Annotated in this window: 31 protein-coding genes; 21 read left to right on the top strand and 10 right to left on the bottom strand. The window is 42.5% G+C overall.

Annotation, left to right across the window (positions count from 1 at the left end):
• Positions 1-18: 18 nt before the first annotated feature.
• Positions 19-381 (bottom strand): DUF5329 domain-containing protein, encoded by a 363-nt coding sequence (locus tag C2M33_RS09555; protein ID WP_063702541.1) that lies wholly within the window; start codon positions 379-381, stop codon positions 19-21.
• Between the two features lie 8 nt (positions 382-389).
• A complete protein-coding gene (locus C2M33_RS09550) occupies positions 390-1,244 on the bottom strand; it encodes an endonuclease/exonuclease/phosphatase family protein (RefSeq protein ID WP_105174361.1) in 855 nt (284 codons plus the stop codon).
• 175 nt (positions 1,245-1,419) lie between these two features.
• Between C2M33_RS09550 and C2M33_RS09545 the strand changes: the two genes are divergently transcribed.
• Complete coding sequence (locus C2M33_RS09545; RefSeq protein WP_054554401.1) at positions 1,420-1,734, top strand: Bor family protein; 315 nt, start codon at positions 1,420-1,422, stop codon at positions 1,732-1,734.
• Positions 1,731-2,054 carry a Bor/Iss family lipoprotein gene (locus C2M33_RS09540; RefSeq protein ID WP_105174360.1) on the top strand — a complete coding sequence of 108 codons (324 nt, stop codon included), beginning with the start codon at positions 1,731-1,733 and terminating at the stop codon, positions 2,052-2,054. Before C2M33_RS09545 ends, C2M33_RS09540 begins: the two co-directional genes overlap by 4 nt.
• Here the strand turns inward: C2M33_RS09540 and C2M33_RS09535 are convergent, their stop codons facing one another.
• The 4 genes from C2M33_RS09535 to C2M33_RS09520 are packed head-to-tail and all read right to left on the bottom strand — an operon-like array spanning position 2,055 to position 5,917.
• Positions 2,055-3,293: an ABC transporter permease gene (locus C2M33_RS09535; RefSeq protein ID WP_063702354.1), complete on the bottom strand. Its 1,239-nt coding sequence runs from the start codon at positions 3,291-3,293 to the stop codon at positions 2,055-2,057.
• Positions 3,286-3,993, bottom strand: coding sequence for an ABC transporter ATP-binding protein (locus C2M33_RS09530; RefSeq protein WP_063702351.1), 708 nt, complete (start codon positions 3,991-3,993; stop codon positions 3,286-3,288). Before C2M33_RS09530 ends, C2M33_RS09535 begins: the two co-directional genes overlap by 8 nt.
• On the bottom strand, positions 3,993-5,159 hold the full coding sequence (locus C2M33_RS09525) for an efflux RND transporter periplasmic adaptor subunit (RefSeq protein ID WP_105174359.1): 1,167 nt from the start codon (positions 5,157-5,159) through the stop codon (positions 3,993-3,995). The genes C2M33_RS09530 and C2M33_RS09525 overlap by 1 nt, the downstream gene beginning before the upstream one ends.
• A gap of 47 nt (positions 5,160-5,206) precedes the next feature.
• Positions 5,207-5,917 (bottom strand): YIP1 family protein, encoded by a 711-nt coding sequence (locus tag C2M33_RS09520; RefSeq protein ID WP_105174358.1) that lies wholly within the window; start codon positions 5,915-5,917, stop codon positions 5,207-5,209.
• 167 nt (positions 5,918-6,084) lie between these two features.
• Here C2M33_RS09520 and C2M33_RS09515 point away from each other — a divergent pair, with 167 nt between their 5' ends.
• Positions 6,085-6,981, top strand: coding sequence for an aldo/keto reductase (locus C2M33_RS09515; protein ID WP_199775199.1), 897 nt, complete (start codon positions 6,085-6,087; stop codon positions 6,979-6,981).
• A gap of 63 nt (positions 6,982-7,044) precedes the next feature.
• On the opposite strand, the gene C2M33_RS09510 is transcribed toward C2M33_RS09515, so the two are convergent.
• The 4 genes from C2M33_RS09510 to C2M33_RS09495 form a co-directional block, all read right to left on the bottom strand.
• Positions 7,045-7,722, bottom strand: a complete 678-nt coding sequence (locus tag C2M33_RS09510; RefSeq protein ID WP_063702346.1) for a TorF family putative porin — start codon at positions 7,720-7,722, stop codon at positions 7,045-7,047.
• A gap of 287 nt (positions 7,723-8,009) precedes the next feature.
• Positions 8,010-9,176 carry a hypothetical protein gene (locus C2M33_RS09505; protein ID WP_063702344.1) on the bottom strand — a complete coding sequence of 389 codons (1,167 nt, stop codon included), beginning with the start codon at positions 9,174-9,176 and terminating at the stop codon, positions 8,010-8,012.
• 151 nt (positions 9,177-9,327) lie between these two features.
• Positions 9,328-9,528, bottom strand: a complete 201-nt coding sequence (locus tag C2M33_RS09500) for a helix-turn-helix transcriptional regulator (RefSeq protein WP_063530018.1) — start codon at positions 9,526-9,528, stop codon at positions 9,328-9,330.
• Between the two features lie 8 nt (positions 9,529-9,536).
• A complete protein-coding gene (locus C2M33_RS09495; protein WP_063702334.1) occupies positions 9,537-9,956 on the bottom strand; it encodes a hypothetical protein in 420 nt (139 codons plus the stop codon).
• A 230-nt stretch (positions 9,957-10,186) separates the two neighbouring features.
• On the opposite strand from C2M33_RS09495, the gene C2M33_RS09490 reads away from it, so the two are divergent.
• From C2M33_RS09490 to rplQ, 18 genes are all read left to right on the top strand, one after another.
• The gene (locus C2M33_RS09490) at positions 10,187-12,130 is read left to right on the top strand and encodes an AsmA family protein (protein WP_063702332.1); all 1,944 of its coding nucleotides are present in this window, start codon (positions 10,187-10,189) and stop codon (positions 12,128-12,130) included.
• A 275-nt stretch (positions 12,131-12,405) separates the two neighbouring features.
• Positions 12,406-12,774: a 50S ribosomal protein L14 gene (rplN, locus tag C2M33_RS09485; RefSeq protein WP_010378257.1), complete on the top strand. Its 369-nt coding sequence runs from the start codon at positions 12,406-12,408 to the stop codon at positions 12,772-12,774.
• Between the two features lie 10 nt (positions 12,775-12,784).
• Positions 12,785-13,099 (top strand): 50S ribosomal protein L24, encoded by a 315-nt coding sequence (gene rplX / locus C2M33_RS09480; protein ID WP_054554391.1) that lies wholly within the window; start codon positions 12,785-12,787, stop codon positions 13,097-13,099.
• Between the two features lie 16 nt (positions 13,100-13,115).
• The gene (rplE, locus tag C2M33_RS09475; protein WP_063702328.1) at positions 13,116-13,655 is read left to right on the top strand and encodes a 50S ribosomal protein L5; all 540 of its coding nucleotides are present in this window, start codon (positions 13,116-13,118) and stop codon (positions 13,653-13,655) included.
• Positions 13,656-13,665: 10 nt separating this feature from the next.
• Positions 13,666-13,971, top strand: a complete 306-nt coding sequence (rpsN, locus tag C2M33_RS09470; protein ID WP_063702327.1) for a 30S ribosomal protein S14 — start codon at positions 13,666-13,668, stop codon at positions 13,969-13,971.
• A 21-nt stretch (positions 13,972-13,992) separates the two neighbouring features.
• Positions 13,993-14,385, top strand: coding sequence for a 30S ribosomal protein S8 (gene rpsH, locus C2M33_RS09465; protein WP_063702326.1), 393 nt, complete (start codon positions 13,993-13,995; stop codon positions 14,383-14,385).
• A 13-nt stretch (positions 14,386-14,398) separates the two neighbouring features.
• Positions 14,399-14,932, top strand: a complete 534-nt coding sequence (rplF, locus tag C2M33_RS09460; protein ID WP_063702324.1) for a 50S ribosomal protein L6 — start codon at positions 14,399-14,401, stop codon at positions 14,930-14,932.
• A 9-nt stretch (positions 14,933-14,941) separates the two neighbouring features.
• Positions 14,942-15,292 carry a 50S ribosomal protein L18 gene (gene rplR, locus C2M33_RS09455; protein ID WP_036974021.1) on the top strand — a complete coding sequence of 117 codons (351 nt, stop codon included), beginning with the start codon at positions 14,942-14,944 and terminating at the stop codon, positions 15,290-15,292.
• A 9-nt stretch (positions 15,293-15,301) separates the two neighbouring features.
• Positions 15,302-15,808 carry a 30S ribosomal protein S5 gene (gene rpsE / locus C2M33_RS09450; RefSeq protein ID WP_063702321.1) on the top strand — a complete coding sequence of 169 codons (507 nt, stop codon included), beginning with the start codon at positions 15,302-15,304 and terminating at the stop codon, positions 15,806-15,808.
• A 3-nt stretch (positions 15,809-15,811) separates the two neighbouring features.
• Positions 15,812-15,994, top strand: coding sequence for a 50S ribosomal protein L30 (gene rpmD / locus C2M33_RS09445; protein ID WP_016710201.1), 183 nt, complete (start codon positions 15,812-15,814; stop codon positions 15,992-15,994).
• Positions 15,995-15,998: 4 nt separating this feature from the next.
• Complete coding sequence (gene rplO / locus C2M33_RS09440) at positions 15,999-16,433, top strand: 50S ribosomal protein L15 (RefSeq protein ID WP_036974015.1); 435 nt, start codon at positions 15,999-16,001, stop codon at positions 16,431-16,433.
• Positions 16,434-16,443: 10 nt separating this feature from the next.
• Positions 16,444-17,772: a preprotein translocase subunit SecY gene (gene secY, locus C2M33_RS09435; RefSeq protein WP_063702319.1), complete on the top strand. Its 1,329-nt coding sequence runs from the start codon at positions 16,444-16,446 to the stop codon at positions 17,770-17,772.
• Positions 17,773-17,794: 22 nt separating this feature from the next.
• Entirely contained in the window at positions 17,795-17,908 is a 114-nt protein-coding gene (gene rpmJ / locus C2M33_RS09430; RefSeq protein WP_002959476.1) for a 50S ribosomal protein L36, read from the top strand.
• A gap of 128 nt (positions 17,909-18,036) precedes the next feature.
• Positions 18,037-18,393 (top strand): 30S ribosomal protein S13, encoded by a 357-nt coding sequence (gene rpsM, locus C2M33_RS09425; RefSeq protein ID WP_036974011.1) that lies wholly within the window; start codon positions 18,037-18,039, stop codon positions 18,391-18,393.
• 13 nt (positions 18,394-18,406) lie between these two features.
• Positions 18,407-18,793, top strand: coding sequence for a 30S ribosomal protein S11 (rpsK, locus tag C2M33_RS09420; protein ID WP_036974009.1), 387 nt, complete (start codon positions 18,407-18,409; stop codon positions 18,791-18,793).
• A 21-nt stretch (positions 18,794-18,814) separates the two neighbouring features.
• Positions 18,815-19,435 carry a 30S ribosomal protein S4 gene (gene rpsD, locus C2M33_RS09415; RefSeq protein WP_036974007.1) on the top strand — a complete coding sequence of 207 codons (621 nt, stop codon included), beginning with the start codon at positions 18,815-18,817 and terminating at the stop codon, positions 19,433-19,435.
• 24 nt (positions 19,436-19,459) lie between these two features.
• Positions 19,460-20,446, top strand: coding sequence for a DNA-directed RNA polymerase subunit alpha (locus tag C2M33_RS09410; protein ID WP_004589198.1), 987 nt, complete (start codon positions 19,460-19,462; stop codon positions 20,444-20,446).
• Between the two features lie 39 nt (positions 20,447-20,485).
• On the top strand, positions 20,486-20,887 hold the full coding sequence (gene rplQ, locus C2M33_RS09405) for a 50S ribosomal protein L17 (protein WP_004589197.1): 402 nt from the start codon (positions 20,486-20,488) through the stop codon (positions 20,885-20,887).
• Positions 20,888-21,262 lie beyond the last annotated feature (375 nt).

Below are 21,262 nucleotides of genomic sequence, written 5' to 3'. Positions count from 1 at the left end.
TCTTGTGTGTTGATGATTTTAATTATGAATATGTTGGTTTCGGCGGTACTCTTTTAATTCATTGCTCAACCAATCTTTTGCATTGAGTAACGACCCATTGCTGAGTCTTACTTTATAGGGCTTACCGCTCCATGAGCTTTTACTCGCCAAATTTTCGATAAATTTTTCGGCCGTTTTTGCATAGCGGGTCGCTTTTCGATACTTCATAGCAAGGTGTTCGGCAGCATCTTGGCTTGAGTGCTCGGTGCCGTTGCGAATAAATACGGCATCGCTTTTAGCGACAAAATCAATGAGGTGATTTATCTCTTGTTCTGGGGTTGCTGCATCACTGAATTGGCTAATGCTCAATAACATTAATGCGATTAACCAATATCCTTTCATTGTTACTTTCACTGTACTTTTTGCTCTATGGTTAGGGTTGCAATTATTGGATTATGATCTGAGCTTACAAGCTCAGGCACTATAGTTGTCTCTATTTTGACACCGCGCACCCATACTTGGTCAAGTGCTAATCCAAATGCTTTGGTGCGTTTATCATTTAAATAAATAGCTTCGTGTAAACCTAGCTGGGTTAATGTTTGCTGTAATAAGGCTTGGCGCTCATCACTCCAGGTATTGAGATCACCAGCAAATACGATAGGGCCTTTATGCATTCGCATAATAGCGGCGGCATCGTCGAGCTGTTGTTTAAAGTCACTAACACCCATCGTAAAGTTAATGGCATGCAGGTTTATACTCAGTAATAACTGTTGATTTGGCAGCGCATACTCCACAATATTGGTCGCTTTTGGACTACGTAGCCAAGGCTCTTTATGGGTGAGTGTACAATGTACTGCGGCGGGCCAGCGGCTGAGTGTCATAACCCCAGATTGCACGCCGCCGCTCTTATAGCCTTTAGCAAAGCGCCAATAGGGTTTGAGCTTTGTAAGTGCAGGTTCTTCGATAGCTTCTTGCAGTAACACAATATCAGCATCGGCATTTAGGTTTTGCAAATCGGTGAGTAAGCCATCTATTTGTGCCTTGTAAATATTCCAACTCAATAACTTAAACTGATAGGGCAAAATATAATGTTCTGCGTAAGTTTGCATGCGACTTTGTGCTAACTGCTGTTGGCAATTAGCAAGGTTCTCAGCGGTTTTGGTGATACCTTGTTGCTCATCAGAGCTAGGATCGCTTGAAAAGCTATACCAAGACAGCACACTAAAACACACAAGTAATAAAAATATACGCAGATATGCCGTCATAATAACCTTTAGTTACTTTCCTTGAGAGTTAGTCGTTGTAAGCCTCAGTTTAGTTCAAAGGCTAAATGTTAGAAACTGTAGTATTTTCTACAATTTCTATACGCTTTCTTACCCAAAATGAGTACTCATATTCTTATACTTACTGAGCTTAACAACTCAGACAAAGGAACTACTCATGAAACAAATGGCCTGTATGCTGCTTGCCTTATCGGTGACAGCGTGTTCATCAGTCACCATAGTGCCAGAAAAAACAACCAATAAATTAGCCACTAAAGCTGATTACCAAGATAGCCGCCCATTCTTTTTGTGGGGCCTCGTTGGTGAAGAGCGCGTTGATGTAAAGGCTATTTGCCAAGATAAAAAAGTTGCCCAAATGCAATCGCAACAAACATTCGCTGATGGCGCATTAGGACTCGTTACACTCGGAATTTATGCTCCTCACACAGTAAAAGTATGGTGTGAGCAACAAGCACAGGAGCAACAACTATGAAAAACCTACTAGTAACAACTGTGTTAATGGCAACCTTAAGTGGTTGCACAAATATCTATTTTGATAACGGTAGTGCCGTTCAAGCTAATAAAGCACCTGCAACAGAGCAATGGCATCATAACTTTGCCGCGGCGCTTTACGAAGGTTCAAAGCCAGTCGACTTATCTGAGGAGTGCCCAAATTCAGAGTGGCAAACCATTCACACTTATAAGTCGTTCACAAATGGTCTAGCTGAAGTTGCAGTAAACCAAGTTGGGCCTATTTGGTACCCAAAAACAGTTGAAATAAGCTGTGCCCAAGTACCTTACAAGCCAGACTAGTTACTCATAACGCAGTGCATCAATTGGGTTTAAGCGTGCCGCTTTAATAGCGGGCGCTAAGCCAAATACAATACCAATCAATGAAGTAAAGCCAAATGACAGCATAATCGCCCAACCCGGTATGTAGGCATCTGGCATGCTCGGCACTGATAACGAAATCAGTGCCGCGGCACCATACCCTATCGCTAAACCAATTAAACCACCAAACAGTGATAGCACCACCGCTTCAACTAAAAATTGCAGCATTATAAAGCCTGGTGTTGCCCCTAATGCTTTTAAAGTACCAATCACACGTGTACGCTCTGTTACCGAGACCAGCATGATATTCATCACACCAATACCACCAACTACCAGGCTAATACCCACTATCCCCGCGGTAATTGCGGTAGCACTTCCGGTAAATTTATCGATATTAGCACGGGCTTTTTCAGCTGTTTCAAATTCAAAGTCGTCATCTTCACCGTCTTTCAGTTTATGTAATTGACGTAAGATGCGGCGAATTTTACCCAGTACTTGCGCTTCGTTAGCATCGTCTTTCAACCGAAACATCATTTGTACATTGGTATCAACACTGCCGCCTTCTAATGCACTCATGGTACTTATCGGAATATTGATGTAATCGTCTTGGTCAAAACCTAATAAACTACCTTGTTTTTCAGCAACACCAATAATGCGAAACCACTCACCACCGAGTTTGATATATTCACCTACAGGGTTTTCAGGTAGGTTAAGCTTTTCGATAATTGAAGGGCCGATAAATGCCACTCGACGCCGTTTTTCATCATCTTCTGCGCGAATAAATCGGCCGAGTTCTGGGTAGGTGCGGTAAGCTTTTTGGTAGTCTTGCTCGGTGCCCATTACCCGAGAAGCATGGCTTTTATTGCCATACTCAGCTGCGCCAGAAAAGCGCCAAGTAAACATCAGTGCAGTAAAAGTTTCGGCTTCTTTAACGCGTGCTTTTAGAGTTAAAAAGTCGTTGTAAGTCAGCTTTGCTTGTTGCCCCACCATTTCTTTTTCCATACTTGTGTAAGGTTTGATATTGGTGACATCGGGAGACATATCAGCAAGCTGATCATTAATTTGTTTGGTAAACCCTTGCATTACTGCCACCACGGTCACAACCGCAGCAACTCCAATAATAATGCCCAAGCAGGTAAGGGCACTGCGCATTGCATTGGCTTTTATTGCCATCAATGCGGCTTTTGTTCCTTCCATTACAGCGATAGCAGATTTAAACATGTTGCCTTGCTCCTTCACCTTTTCGGGTATCACTGACAACCTTGCCATCAACCAAACGAATAACCCGTTGGCAGTGATCAGCAATATCTTGTTCGTGAGTAACCAAAATAATGGTGTGCCCTTCGTTATGAAGCTCATCAAACAGCGCCATGATCTCAGTGGTGGTTTTACTATCTAGGTTACCGGTAGGCTCATCACCAAGTAGAATGTGGGGTTTAGTAACTAGAGCGCGAGCAATAGCGACACGTTGACGTTGGCCACCAGAAAGCTGGCTCGAAAGATGATTGACCTTATCGCCAAGGCCGACCCGTTGTAATGATTCGAGCGCTTGTTGTTTTCGCTCTTTGGCAGAGATAAATCGATACACCAAAGGCTGCATAACATTTTCAAGAGCGGATGCTCGTGGTAATAAATTGAAACTTTGAAAAATAAAGCCAACACTTTCATTACGTTGGTGAGCAAGCTCCGTTTCGGTCATGCGCTTTACTAACTTATCTTTTAAATAGTAGTCACCACTGGTGGGAGTATCTAAACAGCCAAGCAAGTTCATCAGGGTTGATTTACCTGAACCCGAAGGGCCAATAATGGCAACATACTCATTTTGAGCAATTTCAATATTAATATCATCAAGGGCTTTGAAAACTTGTTCGCCCATTTTGTATTGTTTATTGATATTGCTGAGCTTGATCACCGCAGACATTATTTAGCACCTTTTTCAGGGCTGTTTCTAACGGCTACCGTATCACCCTCTTTAAGTGAACTAAGTGGTCTAGCAGGGCCGATAACAATACGATCTCCCTGAGAAACTCCACTGGTTAGCGCTTGTTCGATATCTGAAGAAATACCTACCGTAACAGGTGTTTTAGTTACTGTGTTATCTGTATTAAGCTTCCAGACAAAGTAGCTATCATCCTCTTTTTGAATGGCTTCGATGGGGAGTTTTAAGCCATTTTCGGCAATGCTCGTGGCGATTTCTGCGCGGCAACTCATTCCGGCATATAGCTGGCGGTCAGTGGCATCAAGTAGTACTTTGACTTTAAATGATAAGCCTTGTGAACCGGCTTGATTTTTTGCTGATGTGCCAATGTTTATTACTTTGCCAGTAAAAGGTTGATTTGGGTAAGCGGCGGCATAGATATCTGCATGTTGGTCTAATTTGATACCGGCGATATCGGTTTCATCCACTCGAAGTTCGGCTAATATTGCGCTTGGATCGGCTACTAGCATCAAGTCTGAGCCAATAATGTTGGTTGTTCCCGCAATAACGGTTTCACCTTCTTTAATATTTACCGAAGCAAGTAGGCCACTCATTGGAGCGCGAAACACGCTTTTATTTAAACGGTCTTCAGCAATCAATAATGATGCTTGGGCTTGGTTGTAAGCTTCACGTTTTGCTTCAATATCTATTTTTGCTAAATCGCGGGCATTTTGTAGGTTTTCATACACTTCTTGGCCAGCAAGGCCAACTTCATAAAGCTCTTTTTGGCGGCTTAATTGACGCTCGATATTTTTTAATCGGGTTTCGCTATGCTTAATGTCGATTTCGGTCGCGCGAAGCACGGCTTTGTTGCGGGCAACTTCAGATTCAAACGCGGTCGTATCTAGGCGCATTAAAATATCGCCCTCAGTGACACTTTCACCTTCCTCGACAAACACTTTAGCTACACGGCCTGTCACTTCTGAGCGCAGTTGCACTTGGGTATTAAAGACTAGGTTACCAGAGGCTAAAATTGAATCGGCAATATTGCCTTGTTCAACTTCTGCAATATGCATTTCTGGTGCATCTTTATTGCCGGTGACTTGTTTTGAGATTAGTAAAGCGACAAATGCTGTAACAGCGAGGCCAATTATAATGGCTTTTTTCATGTTACTTCCTTGATGTTAAGAGCGGCATATTGCCGCTCAAAGCAGAATTAAACGAGCGCGATTACAGTCCAAATACCGTAAATAACAATACTTGGTAGGGCTGCAAACAGTAGCGCTTTATTGAAAGTGAAATTAGTCCAACTCTTCAAACCGATAGCTGCGATGAAAATGCCCCAAATAGAAAAGATATTGAGACTTTCAAGTAAGGTGTAAAATGGGTGGCCAATTTCTAAGCCAATCAAAAGTTGGTTAATTGAAGCATAGTTAAATAATGATTGTGATATTTGGTCAGTACTTGCAGTTAATACTAAGATGAGTAAACCAAGGCTTGAGATAATCATTGGCATCATAGTCCACACACCAAAGCCGTACCAAGCCCCATAACCATAATTAGCTTCTGGGTCTTGCTTCGATACAAATAGGTAATAGCCTGCCATCAGGGCATTGATAACAGCTAGACCAATAATGCCACCAAACATTGCAAACCAAACTTGCAAATCAATGGTTTGCTCCATGCTTTGGCGAATCATTTTTTGTTCTGCAATAGTGGCATCTACACTGGCAACAGCGACTTGTTGATCGATTAAAAATTGCGGGTCAGCTTTATTGTAAAAAGCAAACATGCTGGCAGCGAGAATGCCGGCAAGTAAGATAAAGGCAACAAAAGACCAACCTTTTGCTTCTTTTAAGCCATTAAAAGCTTTGCTCGGGCTGATAAAAATATCAACCAAAGCAGTCATGACATTTGATGATTTCATTTTTTATTCCTTGTTTTATAACATTTGTTTTTAGGTACTAAAATATCCTGTTTAGTAACAAATTAGCAATTTGTTTTGTAACTGTATGTTAACAGCTGTGATTAGTAAATCTGTGATATGGTTTAAGGATTAATTTGAGTCGAATTTATTAGGAATAGTAGGTCGTTATGGTGAATAGCAAAGGTCGTTGTATTGATGAGTTGGTATTAGGATTCTGGCGCTTGTTAGATTGGCAGATAACGCCACAGCAATGCTTAAGTTTTTTAGAAAATGCAATAGAGATGGGGGTGTCACATACCGATCATGCTGACATCTACGGTGAATACGGTTGTGAAGCCGAATTTGGTAAAGCACTTAAACTAAAACCAAGTATTCGTGATGAAATCAAAATAATCACTAAGTGTGGTATCAAGCCTGCGTTTGCAAGCCTAGGATTGCAAGGCAAAGCAAACCATTATGATTCAAGTGCCGCGCATATAATTGCCTCAGCACAGCAGTCACTTAAAAACTTCAACACTGATCGTTTAGATGTATTACTTATCCATCGCCCTGATTACTTAATGAACGCCGATGAAATGGCACAAGCATTTAATACCCTAAAAGCAAATGGTGATGTGCTTGACTTTGGTGTATCTAATTTTACGCCATCGCAACTTAGCCTGTTGCAGTCGCGTTTAGACTTTGAGCTTGTGACCAATCAAATTGAGTTTTCTCCTTACGAAATGAAAGCGCTTGATGATGGCAGCTTAGACCAATGCCAATTGCTCGATATCAAACCTATGCTTTGGTCACCATTAGCTGGGGGTCGTATATTCTCAAGTGATGATGAAAAAGCGGTACGTTTACGTGCAGTGCTAGAGCAGGTTGGTGCTGAAATTGGCGCGACAGCCATTGATCAAGTTGTTTATGCTTGGCTGTTAATGCACCCAAGTGCACCGTCTGTGGTACTCGGTACGGGGAATATTGAGCGTGTTAAATCAGCGGTTGAAGCTAAGCAGCTTACAATGAACCGTGAACAATGGTATCGCATTTGGCAAGGCTCAACTGGTCATAGTGTGCCTTAACGTACAGCCCAAAATGAGAAAAGGGCCTTACGGCCCTTCGTGTTGCAGCAAGTAACACATTCTTTATAAAGTGAAGTCAACCGCGTAAGCGACGTACACTTTTACATCTGAACCATCGATGTCATTGTCTGAAAGACCGAAAGTAAAGCCGTCTTTCGACACTGAAACGCCGTAGTCGATGATGTCATCATCACCAATGAAATCCCCTGAGTAATGACCTAAATGAAGGGCCATTTCTGCACCGGTACTACCAACTGGGAAGCTGTAGTCAGCATTTAAATAAAGTGAATCACCAAAATCTGTACCGTCACCGCTTGCTGCTGATGTTGCTAGTATTGCTGCACCAAAGGTGAAGCTACCCATGCTAATGCTACCGTAGATTTCTGAGAAGTCTGCATCTGTGTAAGATGCTGCATCTGGGTATGCATAATAAATGTAGCCAACATCGTAGCTAAAGGTTTCATTGATTTCACCGCCAAAACCAGCATAAAGGTCTAGCTCGTAAGTCATGTCGTCAGCCCAGCTAGCATTCGACACCCAAGTACCTGCATAAAAGCCAGATTCACTTGCGTAGTCGATACCACCCTGGATTGCAGCATCACCACCGCCTTGCTCTTGACCACGCCATAAGTAGTTTGAAGTTGCCGCAGCGTTTGCTGTGACTTCTGCATAGCTATATGTTGAGCTCAAAGTTAATAGCGCAAGGGCGCTTGCTGCGACCGTTTTTTTTAGTTTTAGCATGTTTCTGTATCCTGTTGTTATGTTGATTTTGTCCCATTTCAGATTGCAGTCTGGTTATTATTTGAGGACATTTTCTATGTGTTGTCTGGATACGATATTGCACTGGTTGTGCCAAGTTCATTTTGTATGGGATATTTTATGCTTAAACGCTTTAAAAACAGACTTTTAAGCTTGTTTAATTTTGGAAGGGGTGGTTATTTGAATTATTCATGCGCACACGTGTGGTGCAATAAATAACCCGATTGCACAATTGCGAAGCAACCGGGTTTTGCTTATTTGAGAGTGACTTAGCCGAAAATTGCACGCATTAGACTAATTGTTTCTTCGACGCTGCGGCCTTTTTCAACTTCACTGATGATTGAATCGCGCTTAGCTTTGATATGTTCAGGGATATCATCGCTTGCTAGTGCACGGTCTACCAGTATCTCAGCTGATTCTTTGCCACGGCGTACGGTCTTTTTACCTGCTGAGCTCGTGGTACTCTTAGGTTTGTTTAACAACTTAATATAGTTTGAGTTATCAGCGGTACTTTTATCTGCATAATAAAAGAAGCTCGGTAATAGGGCTTTGATTTCAACCAGAGAGTGTTCAAGCTCATTTGCTGCGTTGGCCATTTTGAACCAAGGCATACTATGAATGGCTTCGACAACATCTTGCCAGTAGCGCTCAAAATCGCGGTTATTAAGCTTAGTAATGCCTAATGCCGCACAAAGAGCATCGAGCTTACTATTTACGATTGGTGTAAACACGTCAGGTCGGCGCATCGCAAGTAAGCGAGTAGCAGGAGCAAGCGTTGGTTTTTCATCGCTGCCATTAAATGCCATGAAGTAAGCAACCATAAAATGCTGATAATGTTCTTGCGTTACTTCACCCTCGAGTGGAATGTGTGCAAGCGCTTCATCAAATGCGCCAGGTAAATCACTCAACATTTGGTGGAAACCTTTTGCGTTCTTGGTAGAAGCAAACCATTCAACGTCGAAGTTATAGCTGCTTGGGTCTAGTGAAGCACTGTGTTTACCTGAAAACGCTAAACGGTCTTCAGGGATCATTTCTTTGAGTGATTGCGATTTAATTGCTGCAAGGTAATTAGCCAAGCGTAGTTGCTCATCAAGCGCTATCAGTTCTTTATGCTGTTCGATGAAGCCTGCGATAACAGGCCATGGCGCAACCCTTAGTGTTTTTAGCTGCAAAAAGCTGATTGCAGAAATTAATAAGTCATGAAGTTTTTTAAGTGTCGGTAATTGCTTATCTTCTAACAGATCGTAGTTAATGCGATCGCGGCTTGCACTTAATAGCTCATAGCACCAACCTAAAAAGTCTTCAGGGTGATTTTCTACTTTAACTGCCATTAGGTTTAAGCTGATATCAGAGGCTTGCTTGAGGATGTTTTGATAAATTTGACTTTCTTGCTCGCCAAGCGCCATTTTTGACGGTGAAATAAGCAGTTTCTTCATGCTTAATCGATACTCCAGTTTTGACTAAATTGGGTTGTTTAATTTTAGTACACAGGGTGCAAAAACAACAGGGGCGTGCATCATACCGAAGTAATGAAATGATGCAATCTTACTGATAATTTATAAGTAAGATTGCGTCTGACGTGGTTAATTAATCATTGTCATCGAGTGTAAATAATTGTTCAACACTGAGCTCAAAGTGAGCAGCAATTTTTAACGCGATAATCACCGAGGGTATAAAGCGGCCTGTTTCAACTGTGCTAATGGTTTTACGTGATACTGCAATGGCATCAGCAAGTTCTTGCTGCGATAACCCCTTATCTTTACGGAATTTAGCGATATTATTTTGCACTTTTACACCTAGTCTCTACTTTGCCAAATAATTGATACGCCATATATCAAACACATCAAGGCAAGGTAAAATGTGGCCATCATGCTATGAGATACATTTAAAGCAAGTTCATCAGCTAATAAAAAAATAGCCCCCATGCTAAAAAGTAATCCAAGCACAACATGTTTATAAGCGATGGTATCAACCGTATTTAAAAATTCATCCTTATATGTAAGGCGATAGCCAAGTTTCCATGTAAATCCACCTCTAATTACAAACATAAAGAATGAACCAATAAATGCGGCACCACCAATAAACAGTAAAGGCACTGATGTTTGCTTGAGCATTGGGTAAACACTAATAATTAATAACGTGACCCCCATGAATATTGAAAACCATGCGTTATGACTCATAAACTTTTCTTCCGTTTTGATATCTTGCTTAGACATAATCGTTTCCTTTTATTTTCAACTCAAATGTAACCTATAGGTATCAATGTAACCCTAGGGTATCATGTGGTCAAGTTTTTTTTGTAACCTGTAGGTATCAAAAAGTTTCAGCGCTGATTCATATTCTTGTACCTAAGCTTGTTTACGAACCTTTTTATGTGTTGGGCAATGCATTTGCGCCTAACTCCCGCTATGATATGAACATTGTTTGCCCATTTTTAAGGATGATTATGAAAACCTTACTGAAAATCGTTGGTGTCATCTTCGTATTACTGATTGCATTGGTAGTCGCAGCACCATTTCTCATACCTACAGACGCGATATTTAATAAAGTATCGGAGCAAGTAGAACAAACCACAGGTCGTAGTCTGACTATTAACGGCGATAAAAAGTTGTCGGTATTTCCATCATTAAAACTCGAATTGAATGATGTGCACTTTGCCAATATGCAAACGGGCTCGCAAAAAGATATGGCGAGCATGCAACAACTTGCTATTCGTATCCCTTGGATGTCGTTATTTGGCGGTGAGTTTAAGCTAGATAAATTTGTGATTAACGAACCAACGATTTTGTTAGAAACCGATAAAAATGGTAAAGCAAACTGGCAATTATTTGATGCGGTTGCTGAGCAACCACAGACAGAGCAGCAAAAGAGTTCTAGCGCAGTTAACTTACCAGATAACTTTGATATCGAGCTTGGTGAAGTGGCAATCTATGGCGGTACTTTTACTTATCTAGACGGTAAAACCGGGGCAAAACAACAGATAAGCGATTTAGAGTTAGCCATCTTATTACCTTCTCTTCGTAAGACCTTAGAGTTAAAAGGCGGTATTACCTATATGGGTGAGCGCTTTAACTTAGATGTCACGCTAGATACACCGGTAAAAGCAATTGAAGGCGAAACCTTTAATGTCAGCACTGAGGTTGATTCTCGCTTAGTCGACTTGAACTTTAAAGGTGCAATTGCAGAAATGGGTAATGATGTGCAAGGGCTTCTTTCTGTTAGTGGTGACTCTGTTAAAAACATTGCGAGCTGGCAAGGTGTAGAGCTTAATGCAAAAGAAAATGCGTTTAATGCCTTTAATGTAAAAGGTTCAATGCACCTAAAAGGACAGCAGTTTAAGCTTACTGAGCTACTAGCCACGCTAGATGAGCTGCAAATTAAAGGTAAAAGCGATATTAAGCTTGGTGACCGTTTAGCTGTAAATGCCGATATTGATTTAGGGATGCTTGATTTAAACCCTTACTTACCGGAGGGCGTAGCTAAAGAAGAACAAGCAGAGCCTGCAGCAGATGCGCCTGCACAGCCAATTGTTTGGGATGATACTGCAATTGACATGAGCGGCTTAAATGCATTGGATGCAAATGTAGTCGTGCGTTCAAGTGGCTTAAAAGCAAATGATATTACTCTTGGTGAAAACCAGTTAACGGTGAACCTAAAAAATGCAGTGGCTAAAATCAGCCTAGATAAGTTTGTTGCTTATGAAGGCAATGGTAAAGGTGTGATCACCGTCAATGCCAAGCAAACACCGTATAAAATTAGTACCAACTTTGCTTTAGATAAAATTGATGCACAGCCATTACTGACTGATGCAGCTGGTTTCGATAAGTTGATGGGTAAAGGCTCTCTAAACTGGGATCTTACGACCACAGGTCAAAGTCAAAAGAGCTTTATTAATGCATTAAATGGTAAGTTAGGCTTTGAGTTTGCAGATGGTGCGGTAAAAGGTGCCAACATCGCAGAGATGGTTCGTAAAGCAAAAGAGCTTATAAAAGGTAACTTAAGTGCAGTATCTGAAGGGTTAGATACTGGCTTTGATAACTCACAGCAAACAGACTTCTCGGCATTGAAGGGCAGTTTTGTATTCACTAATGGTGTAGGTGAAAATAAAGACTTGTCGCTACTTAGCCCGCTTGTCCGTATTACTGGTTCAGGTAAGGTTGATTTACCAATGACGACTGTTGATTACCGTTTAGTGACAGGTATTGTTGATTCAATCGAAGGTCAAGGCACGACCGATGACAGCACAGGCTTTAAAATTCCACTGCGTATCAAAGGTCCATTTCATGATGTTGGCTATAGCTTAGATGTTAGTGATGCGGCGAAAGAAGAAGTGAAAGAAAAAGCTAAAGATAAAATTAAAGACAAATTAAAAGGTCTATTTGGTAATTAATTAAAATTTAATTAAATACTAAAACAGGGCGCATTTGCGCCCTGTTTGTTTTATAATCAATAACAAACCAGCAAGCTGCTGTAATTCCTCAATGCAGGCATTGCGATTAATTCCAAATTAATTAAAAAATAACCTACCACTTCCTTGCCATTGCTGCTACAATTGCCCGCCCTTAAGAGACAACTTGCTTGTTTTTTGAGTGGAATTTAACCGAAATGTCTTGATTTTAAACAAAATTAAGGCGTGTTGTAATTTCTACACCGGAGGTCATTAACATGATCCAAATGCAAACTCAGCTGGACGTTGCTGATAACAGCGGCGCTCGCAAAGTGCAGTGTATTAAAGTCCTTGGCGGTTCGCACCGTCGCTACGCAGCGGTTGGCGATATCATCAAAGTTTCTGTAAAAGAAGCTATTCCTCGCGGTAAAGTGAAGAAAGGTGATGTTAAAAACGCGGTAGTTGTGCGTACTAAAAAAGGCGTTCGTCGTCCGGACGGTTCTTTGATCCGTTTCGATAGCAATGCGGCTGTTATCTTAAACGATAACTTACAGCCAATTGGTACTCGTATCTTCGGCCCTGTGACTCGTGAACTTCGTACTGAAAAGTTCATGAAAATCGTTTCACTAGCACCAGAAGTACTATAAGGAGTCTATCATGGCAGCAAAAATCCGTCGTGATGACGAAGTAATCGTACTAGCAGGCAAAGACAAAGGTAAGCGCGGTAAAGTGCTTTCAGTTGTTGCTGAATCTGGTCGAGTATTTGTCGAAGGCATCAACTTAATCAAGAAGCACCAAAAGCCTGTTCCTCAGTTGAACCAAGCTGGCGGTATTGTTGAGAAAGAAGCGTCTATCGACGTATCAAACGTTGCGATCTACAACTCGGAAACGGGTAAAGCAGATCGTGTAGGTTTCAAGATTGAAGATGGTAAGAAATTACGTATCTTTAAATCTACTGGTAAAACTATCTAATAGTTGGAGTAGAATGATGGCGAAACTGCATGAATTATACAAAGACAAAGTAGTTGCTGAGCTTCAAGAGAAGTTTGGTTTCAGCTCTGTCATGCAAGTCCCTCAGATCGAAAAGATCACATTAAACATGGGTGTGGGCGAAGCTCTAGCTGACAAGAAGATCCTAGATAACGCTGTTGCGGATCTAGAAGCAATCTCTGGTCAGAAACCTCTAATCACTAAAGCACGCAAATCAGTTGCTGGCTTCAAAGTGCGTGAAGGTTACCCAATTGGTTGTAAAGTAACCCTACGTGGCGAGCGTATGTGGGACTTTTTTGAGCGTTTGGTTTCAATCGCTATCCCACGTATCCGTGACTTCCGTGGTGTAAGTGCTAAGTCTTTCGATGGACGTGGTAACTACAGCATGGGCGTACGTGAGCAAATCATCTTCCCAGAAATCGATTATGATAAAGTAGACCGTGTACGTGGTCTTGATATCACTATCACTACTTCTGCGAAAACAGATGATGAAGGCCGTGCGTTGTTAGAAGCGTTTAACTTCCCATTCAAGAAATAAGGGTAGGGTTATGGCAAAGAATTCTATGAAAGCGCGCGAAGCAAAGCGCACTAAATTAGTTGCTCAGTTCGCTGAAAAGCGTGCGGCACTAAAAGCTATCATCAGCGATGTGAAAACATCTGACGATGATCGTTGGGACGCGGTATTAAAGCTACAAGCTTTACCACGTGATTCTAGCCCTTCACGTCAACGTAATCGTTGTAACGTTACGGGCCGCCCACACGGTTACCTTCGCAAATTCGGCATGAGCCGTATCAAAGTTCGCGAAGCAGCTATGCGCGGTGAAATTCCTGGCCTTAAAAAGGCTAGCTGGTAATAGTATCACGGGAGTAAGACTATGAGCTTGCAAGATCCTATTGCGGATTTGTTTACACGTATCCGTAACGGTCAGTCAGCGAAGAAAGTATCAGTAACGATGCCAACTTCAAAACTGAAAGTAGCAGTAGCTAAAGTATTAAAAGATGAAGGTTATATCGCAGATTACGCTGTAAGCGGTGAAGCGAAGCCTGAGCTTTCTATCGAATTAAAATATTTCGAAGGCAAAGCTGTTATTGAAAATATCCAGCGTGTTAGCCGCCCTGGTCTACGTATCTATAAGAAACGTGACGAATTACCAAAGGTAATGGGTGGTCTTGGTATCGCTATCGTATCAACTTCTAAAGGCCTAATGACAGACCGCGCAGCACGTAGTGCCGGCGTTGGTGGTGAGATCATTGGCTTTGTAGCTTAATCGGAGGGGAACTATGTCTCGCATAGCAAAGGCACCAATCAATGTTCCTGCCGGTGTAGAAGTTACATTAAAAGGCCAGGAAATCACAGTTAAAGGCAAAAACGGTGAATTAACTCGCACTATCAACGACGCTGTTGAAGTACAAGTTAACGACAACGTTATTACAACTTTACCTCGTGAAGGCGTAGTCAATGCATGGGCACAAGCAGGTACTGCTCGCGCTCTTATCAACAACATGGTTGTTGGTACGCATGAAGGTTACGAGAAGAAACTTCAGTTAGTAGGTGTTGGTTACCGTGCAGCAGCTAAGGGCAAAGTATTAGACTTAACTCTTGGTTTCTCACACCCAGTTAATTTCGAAGTACCAGAAGGTATTACGATTGAAACACCAAGCCAAACAGAAGTTCTAGTTAAGGGCGTAGACAAGCAGTTAGTTGGTCAAACAGCTGCTAACATCCGTGCATACCGTAAACCTGAGCCTTATAAAGGTAAAGGTGTTCGTTACGCGGACGAGAATGTACGCCGTAAAGAGGCTAAGAAGAAGTAAGGTAAGACGATGGATAAAAAAACAGCTCGTCTACGTCGTGCTAAACGCACTCGTAGAAATTACATTGAACAAGGCACAACGCGTCTTGTTATCCACCGCACGCCACGTCACATTTACGCTCAAGTAGTTACTGCTGAGGGTACTGTACTGGCTGCTGCTTCTACTGTTGAAAAAGCAATTAGCGAAACAGTTAAAGGCACAGGTAACGTTGCAGCTGCTCAAGCAGTTGGTAAAGCGGTTGCTGAACGTGCAGCTGACAAAGGCATCGAAAAGATTGCTTTTGATCGCAGTGGCTTTAAATATCACGGCCGTGTGAAGGCGCTTGCTGATGCAGCGCGTGAAGCCGGTCTGCAATTCTAGGAGTAGACAATGGCTAACGTAGAAGCAAAGCAACAACAGCCTGATTTGGCTGAAAAGCTAATCGCGGTAAACCGTGTGTCTAAAGTGGTTAAAGGTGGTCGTATCTTTAGCTTCACTGCACTAACTGTAGTTGGTGACGGCGCAGGTAAAGTAGGTTTTGGTTATGGTAAAGCACGTGAAGTTCCAGCTGCTATTCAAAAAGCAATGGAAAAAGCACGTCGCAACATGATCAGCGTAGAACTAAACGGCAACACGCTACAGCACCCAATCAAGGGTCGCCACGCGGGTTCTAAAGTATACATGCAGCCTGCTTCTGAAGGTACAGGTATCATCGCCGGTGGTGCGATGCGTGCAGTACTAGAAGTAACTGGTGTACAGAACGTACTGTCAAAAGCATACGGTTCAACTAACCCGATCAACATCGTTCGTGCAACGATTGCTGCTCTTGAGAACATGAACTCTCCAGAAGCTATCGCTGCTAAACGTGGTCTTAGCGTTGACGAAATCACGGGGTAAACCATGGCTAATAAAACTGTTAAAGTAACACAAGTAAAGAGCTCTATCGGTCGTTTACCGAAGCATAAAGCTACATTACGTGGTCTTGGTCTACGTCGTATCAATCACACTGTTGAGTTAGAAGACACAGCATGTGTGCGTGGTATGATTAACCAAGTTTCTTACATGGTAAAGGTTGAGGGTTAATTCGATGCGTTTGAATACACTTTCACCTGCTGCTGGTGCAAAAACTGAAAAGAAACGTCTAGGTCGTGGTATCGGTTCTGGTCTTGGTAAGACTGGTGGCCGTGGTCATAAAGGTCAAAAATCACGTTCTGGCGGTAAAGTACGCGTTGGTTTCGAAGGCGGTCAAATGCCTATGCAACGTCGTCTACCTAAATTTGGTTTCACTTCACGTAAATCATTAGTATCTACTGAAGTTAACCTTTTTGAAATCGCTAAAGTTGAAGGCGATGTAGTAGACGTAAACGCGTTACAAGCAGCTGGTCTAGTTAAAAAGAACATCCAGTTCGTTAAAGTAGTAAAATCTGGCGAAGTTTCACGCGCAGTTACCGTTAAAGGTCTTAAAGTGACTAAAGGTGCTCGCGAAGCTATCGAAGCTGCCGGAGGCAAGGTAGAAGACTAAGGAAGTACTAATGGCTAAACCAGGTCAAGATATGAAAAGTGCACAAAGTGGGCTTTCGGAATTGAAGCGTCGATTACTATTTGTATTAGGTGCTATCATTATTTACCGTCTAGGTTCATTCGTGCCGATCCCTGGGATTGACGCCGCTGTACTTGCCGATTTCTTCGAGCAACAAAAGGGCACCATTGTTGAAATGTTTAACATGTTCAGCGGTGGTGCGCTTGAGCGCGCTTCAGTGTTAGCACTGGGTATTATGCCGTACATCTCGGCTTCGATTATTACGCAACTATTAACGCATATGTATCCGCCGTTTATAGAGCTTAAGAAAGAAGGTGAGCAAGGGCGTAAGAAAATTAGCCAGTACACACGCTACGGCACGCTTGTGCTTGCTACTATCCAATCAATCGGTATTGCTACCAGCTTACCGAGCATGATGGACGGGTTAGTTGTTAACCCTGGTATCGGTTTCTACTTCACTGCTGTAGTGAGTTTAGTAACAGGTACTATGTTCCTAATGTGGTTGGGCGAGCAAATTACAGAACGCGGTATCGGTAACGGTATTTCAGTTCTGATTTTTGTTGGTATCGTAGCTAACCTGCCGTCTGCTATTGGTTCGACAGCCGAAATGGCGCGCCAAGGTGATCTGAATGTACTTGTACTGTTATTGATTGCTGTAATCGTATTCGCTGTTACTTACCTAGTTGTATTCTTCGAGCGTGGTCAACGTCGTATCGTCGTTAACTATGCGAAGCGTCAACAAGGTCGTCAGGTATTTGCAGCTCAAAGCACGCACTTACCACTGAAAGTAAACATGGCGGGTGTTATTCCACCAATCTTTGCTAGCAGTATAATTCTGTTCCCTGGTACAATTGCAAGCTGGTTCGGCCAGGGTGAAGGTCCGGTCGCTGATGTGCTACAAGCAATCGCTACAACGTTGACTCCAGGTCAGCCTTTATATGCGATGGTTTTAGCTGCGGCTATTATCTTCTTCTGCTTTTTCTACACCGCGTTGGTATTTAACCCGCGTGAAACAGCAGATAACCTGAAAAAATCTGGCGCATTTATCCCAGGTATTCGTCCAGGTGAGCAGACATCTAAATACATTGATAAAGTGATGACACGCCTGACATTGGCAGGTGCTTTGTATATAACCTTTATCTGTCTGGTGCCCGAATTCATGACTATGGCATGGCAAACGCCATTCTATTTCGGCGGTACATCAATTTTGATTATCGTTGTTGTAATCATGGACTTTATGGCACAAGTACAGACGCATCTGATGTCACATCAGTATGATTCTGTGCTGAAAAAAGCAAACCTTAAAGGCTACGGCCGATAAGGTCATTTTACGGAGTTGAGCAATGAAAGTACGTGCTTCCGTTAAGAAAATATGCCGTAACTGTAAAGTTATTAAACGTGCTGGTGTAGTACGCGTAATTTGCAGTGAGCCTAAGCACAAGCAAAGGCAAGGCTAATTAAACAGTCGTGCAGGCTGAGTTATTCACTCGGCCTGTGTTTTTAGTTGTGATTTGGTCTTCGTTTGAGTATCCTTACGGGCTTTTCAAACAGATGATAACCAAATTCAAATATAGGAGATGTGTTAGTGGCCCGTATCGCTGGCATTAACGTCCCTGATCATAAACATGCAGTTATCGGTTTAACTGCTATTTATGGCATAGGTAAGACTCGCTCTAAGGCTATCTTAGCAGCGACTGGTATCGCCGAGACCACAAAAATCGGTGAACTTTCAGACGAAACACTTGACGTATTGCGTGAAGCAGTTGGCAAGTACACTGTAGAAGGTGACCTTCGTCGTGAAGTTACATTAAATATCAAGCGCCTTATGGACCTTGGTTGTTTCCGTGGCCTACGTCACCGTCGTTCGTTACCACTACGTGGTCAACGTACTAAGACTAACGCGCGTACTCGTAAGGGTCCTCGCAAGCCTATCAAGAAATAAGGTGGGGTAGATTATGGCTAAAGCACCAATTCGTCGTAAGAAGGTTAAAAAGCAAGTTGCTGATGGTATGGCTCACGTTCATGCTTCTTTCAACAACACTATTGTAACAATTACCGACCGTCAAGGTAATGCACTATCTTGGGCAACAGCAGGTGGTTCAGGTTTCCGTGGTTCACGTAAATCTACTCCATTCGCGGCTCAGGTTGCTGCAGAGCGTGCAGGTACTGCTGCTCAAGAATACGGTTTAAAAAATCTAGAAGTTTTCATTAAAGGTCCAGGTCCAGGTCGTGAATCTGCTGTACGTGCTTTGAATGCTGCTGGTTACCGTATCACCAACATCACTGACGTGACGCCAATCCCTCATAACGGTTGTCGTCCACCGAAGAAACGTCGCGTTTAACAATAGGTTAGGAGAAATAACATGGCAAGATATTTGGGCCCTAAGCTCAAGCTGAGTCGTCGTGAAGGTACTGACCTGTTCCTTAAAAGCGGCGTAAGAGCTATCGACTCTAAGTGTAAACTTGAGACTGCACCTGGTCAGCACGGCGCTCGTAAAGGTCGCTTATCTGATTACGGTTTACAGTTACGTGAAAAGCAAAAAGTACGTCGTATCTACGGTGTATTAGAAAAGCAATTCCGTAACTACTACAAAGAAGCTGCTCGCCTTAAAGGTAATACAGGTGAAAACTTGTTACAGCTTTTAGAGCAACGTTTAGACAATGTTGTATATCGCATGGGTTTTGCTAGCACACGCGCTGAAGCACGTCAGTTAGTTAGCCACAAAGCGATTTTAGTTAATGGTCGTGTAGTGAACATCCCTTCATACGTAATTACTCCAGAAGATACTGTTGTAATTCGTGAGAAGTCAAAAACACAAGCACGTATCATCGCTGCTCTAGAGTTGGCTGAGCAACGTGAAAAGCCGACTTGGGTTGAAGTTGACGGTAAGAAAATGGAAGGTAGCTTCAAGCGCCTACCTGAGCGTTCAGATCTGTCTGCGGACATTAACGAACAACTAATCGTCGAACTTTACTCTAAGTAAAGTTAAGAGTTAAGAGAGGATAAAATGCAGGGTTCTGTTACCGAATTCCTAAAACCAAGGTTAGTCGATATCGACGCTATCAACCCTACGCGTTCTAAAGTAGTTTTAGAACCATTAGAGCGTGGCTTCGGTCACACTTTGGGTAATGCCTTACGCCGTATACTGTTATCATCTATGCCTGGATGTGCAGTAACTGAAGTAGAAATCGACGGTGTATTGCATGAGTACAGCGCGAAAGAGGGCGTACAAGAAGACATCATTGAAATTCTGTTAAACCTTAAAGGTCTAGCAGTAACTTTAGAAGGCAAAGATGAAGTTTTTCTGACCCTGACTAAATCTGGTGTAGGCCCTGTGACTGCGGCTGATATTCAGCACGATGGTGATGTAACTATCGCCAACCCAGATCACGTTATCTGTCACCTTACGACAGATAGCAGCGAGATCAGCATGCGTATTCGTGTTGAGCGCGGTCGCGGTTATGTGCCGGCATCTAGTCGTTTATCCTCTGATGACGATGAGCGTCCAATTGGTCGTCTGCTGCTTGATGCATCATTCAGCCCAGTTGAACGTATTGCGTACTCGGTTGAATCAGCCCGTGTTGAGCAACGTACAGACTTAGACAAGTTAATCATTGATATGGAAACGAACGGCACTTTAGATCCTGAAGAAGCGATCCGCCGTGCGTCTACTATCTTAGCTGAGCAATTAGATGCATTCGTAGATTTACGTGATGTAACTGAGCCAGAAGAGAAAGAAGAGAAGCCAGAATTCGATCCTATTCTACTTCGTCCAGTTGATGATCTTGAACTAACAGTACGTTCAGCAAACTGTTTGAAAGCCGAGCAAATTCAATATATCGGTGATTTAGTTCAGCGCACTGAAGTTGAGCTTCTTAAAACGCCTAACTTAGGTAAGAAGTCTCTAACTGAAATTAAAGACGTGCTAGCTTCACGTGGTCTTTCTCTAGGTATGCGCCTAGAAAATTGGCCGCCTGCAAGCCTAGCTGAATAATCTAAATCACTATATTAGTTTAGTTAGAAGGATAGGGTCATGCGCCATCGTAAGAGTGGTCGTCAATTAAACCGTAACAGCAGCCATCGCAAAGCGATGTTCAGCAACATGGCTGGTTCTTTGGTGAAACATGAAATCATCAAAACAACTTTGCCTAAAGCTAAAGAGTTGCGCCGTGTAATTGAACCTTTAATCACACTGGCTAAGACTGACAGTGTAGCAAACCGCCGTTTAGCGTTTGCTCGCACGCGTGATAATGAAGTAGTTGGTAAATTATTCAGCGAAATCGGTCCACGTAATACAGACCGTCCTGGTGGTTACACTCGTATTCTTAAGTGTGGCTTCCGTGCTGGTGATAATGCACCAATGGCTTATATTGAACTAGTTGGTCGCCCAGCGACAAACGAAGAAGTTCAAGAAGACGCGCAGTCTGCAGAGTAAGTCGTAAAGACACCAAAAAGCCGAGCTTATGCTCGGCTTTTTACTTTCTGAAATTCACTATCGATAAATTAACTCTATCAATTCCCAAACATCACCATACAATCTTGAAGCAACTAGCACCTAGCACCTAGCACCTAGCACCTAGCACCTAGCACCTAGCACCTAGCAACTAAGATCACAGATAAAGATCACACCGCATTCTTTAATAGCAACATCTTCTGTTATAGAAGTTAAAAACAGGCATATATATAAAATACAGTGGCTATATAGGCCTAATACGAGTGATTTAGTGCTATTTTTACGCGTTTCGTTCGTATTTTGCGCGAACAGTCATTTTTTTCATAAAAACTTCAAAAAACAGTTGATCTCAATTCG

This window comes from Pseudoalteromonas sp. T1lg122 (genome assembly GCF_002964825.1).
GTDB classification, from domain to species: domain Bacteria; phylum Pseudomonadota; class Gammaproteobacteria; order Enterobacterales; family Alteromonadaceae; genus Pseudoalteromonas; species Pseudoalteromonas gelatinilytica.
This window is presented reverse-complemented; position numbering and strand designations above follow the sequence as displayed.

Coding starts and splice junctions, on each gene's coding strand:
- C2M33_RS09555 (WP_063702541.1), bottom strand. CDS start 381: ATGAAAGGATATTGGTTAATCGCATTAATGTTATTGAGCATTAGCCAA.
- C2M33_RS09550 (WP_105174361.1), bottom strand. CDS start 1,244: ATGACGGCATATCTGCGTATATTTTTATTACTTGTGTGTTTTAGTGTG.
- C2M33_RS09545 (WP_054554401.1), top strand. CDS start 1,420: ATGAAACAAATGGCCTGTATGCTGCTTGCCTTATCGGTGACAGCGTGT.
- C2M33_RS09540 (WP_105174360.1), top strand. CDS start 1,731: ATGAAAAACCTACTAGTAACAACTGTGTTAATGGCAACCTTAAGTGGT.
- C2M33_RS09535 (WP_063702354.1), bottom strand. CDS start 3,293: ATGTTTAAATCTGCTATCGCTGTAATGGAAGGAACAAAAGCCGCATTG.
- C2M33_RS09530 (WP_063702351.1), bottom strand. CDS start 3,993: ATGTCTGCGGTGATCAAGCTCAGCAATATCAATAAACAATACAAAATG.
- C2M33_RS09525 (WP_105174359.1), bottom strand. CDS start 5,159: ATGAAAAAAGCCATTATAATTGGCCTCGCTGTTACAGCATTTGTCGCT.
- C2M33_RS09520 (WP_105174358.1), bottom strand. CDS start 5,917: ATGAAATCATCAAATGTCATGACTGCTTTGGTTGATATTTTTATCAGC.
- C2M33_RS09515 (WP_199775199.1), top strand. CDS start 6,085: ATGGTGAATAGCAAAGGTCGTTGTATTGATGAGTTGGTATTAGGATTC.
- C2M33_RS09510 (WP_063702346.1), bottom strand. CDS start 7,722: ATGCTAAAACTAAAAAAAACGGTCGCAGCAAGCGCCCTTGCGCTATTA.
- C2M33_RS09505 (WP_063702344.1), bottom strand. CDS start 9,176: ATGAAGAAACTGCTTATTTCACCGTCAAAAATGGCGCTTGGCGAGCAA.
- C2M33_RS09495 (WP_063702334.1), bottom strand. CDS start 9,956: ATGTCTAAGCAAGATATCAAAACGGAAGAAAAGTTTATGAGTCATAAC.
- C2M33_RS09490 (WP_063702332.1), top strand. CDS start 10,187: ATGAAAACCTTACTGAAAATCGTTGGTGTCATCTTCGTATTACTGATT.
- rplN (WP_010378257.1), top strand. CDS start 12,406: ATGATCCAAATGCAAACTCAGCTGGACGTTGCTGATAACAGCGGCGCT.
- rplX (WP_054554391.1), top strand. CDS start 12,785: ATGGCAGCAAAAATCCGTCGTGATGACGAAGTAATCGTACTAGCAGGC.
- rplE (WP_063702328.1), top strand. CDS start 13,116: ATGGCGAAACTGCATGAATTATACAAAGACAAAGTAGTTGCTGAGCTT.
- rpsN (WP_063702327.1), top strand. CDS start 13,666: ATGGCAAAGAATTCTATGAAAGCGCGCGAAGCAAAGCGCACTAAATTA.
- rpsH (WP_063702326.1), top strand. CDS start 13,993: ATGAGCTTGCAAGATCCTATTGCGGATTTGTTTACACGTATCCGTAAC.
- rplF (WP_063702324.1), top strand. CDS start 14,399: ATGTCTCGCATAGCAAAGGCACCAATCAATGTTCCTGCCGGTGTAGAA.
- rplR (WP_036974021.1), top strand. CDS start 14,942: ATGGATAAAAAAACAGCTCGTCTACGTCGTGCTAAACGCACTCGTAGA.
- rpsE (WP_063702321.1), top strand. CDS start 15,302: ATGGCTAACGTAGAAGCAAAGCAACAACAGCCTGATTTGGCTGAAAAG.
- rpmD (WP_016710201.1), top strand. CDS start 15,812: ATGGCTAATAAAACTGTTAAAGTAACACAAGTAAAGAGCTCTATCGGT.
- rplO (WP_036974015.1), top strand. CDS start 15,999: ATGCGTTTGAATACACTTTCACCTGCTGCTGGTGCAAAAACTGAAAAG.
- secY (WP_063702319.1), top strand. CDS start 16,444: ATGGCTAAACCAGGTCAAGATATGAAAAGTGCACAAAGTGGGCTTTCG.
- rpmJ (WP_002959476.1), top strand. CDS start 17,795: ATGAAAGTACGTGCTTCCGTTAAGAAAATATGCCGTAACTGTAAAGTT.
- rpsK (WP_036974009.1), top strand. CDS start 18,407: ATGGCTAAAGCACCAATTCGTCGTAAGAAGGTTAAAAAGCAAGTTGCT.
- rpsD (WP_036974007.1), top strand. CDS start 18,815: ATGGCAAGATATTTGGGCCCTAAGCTCAAGCTGAGTCGTCGTGAAGGT.
- C2M33_RS09410 (WP_004589198.1), top strand. CDS start 19,460: ATGCAGGGTTCTGTTACCGAATTCCTAAAACCAAGGTTAGTCGATATC.
- rplQ (WP_004589197.1), top strand. CDS start 20,486: ATGCGCCATCGTAAGAGTGGTCGTCAATTAAACCGTAACAGCAGCCAT.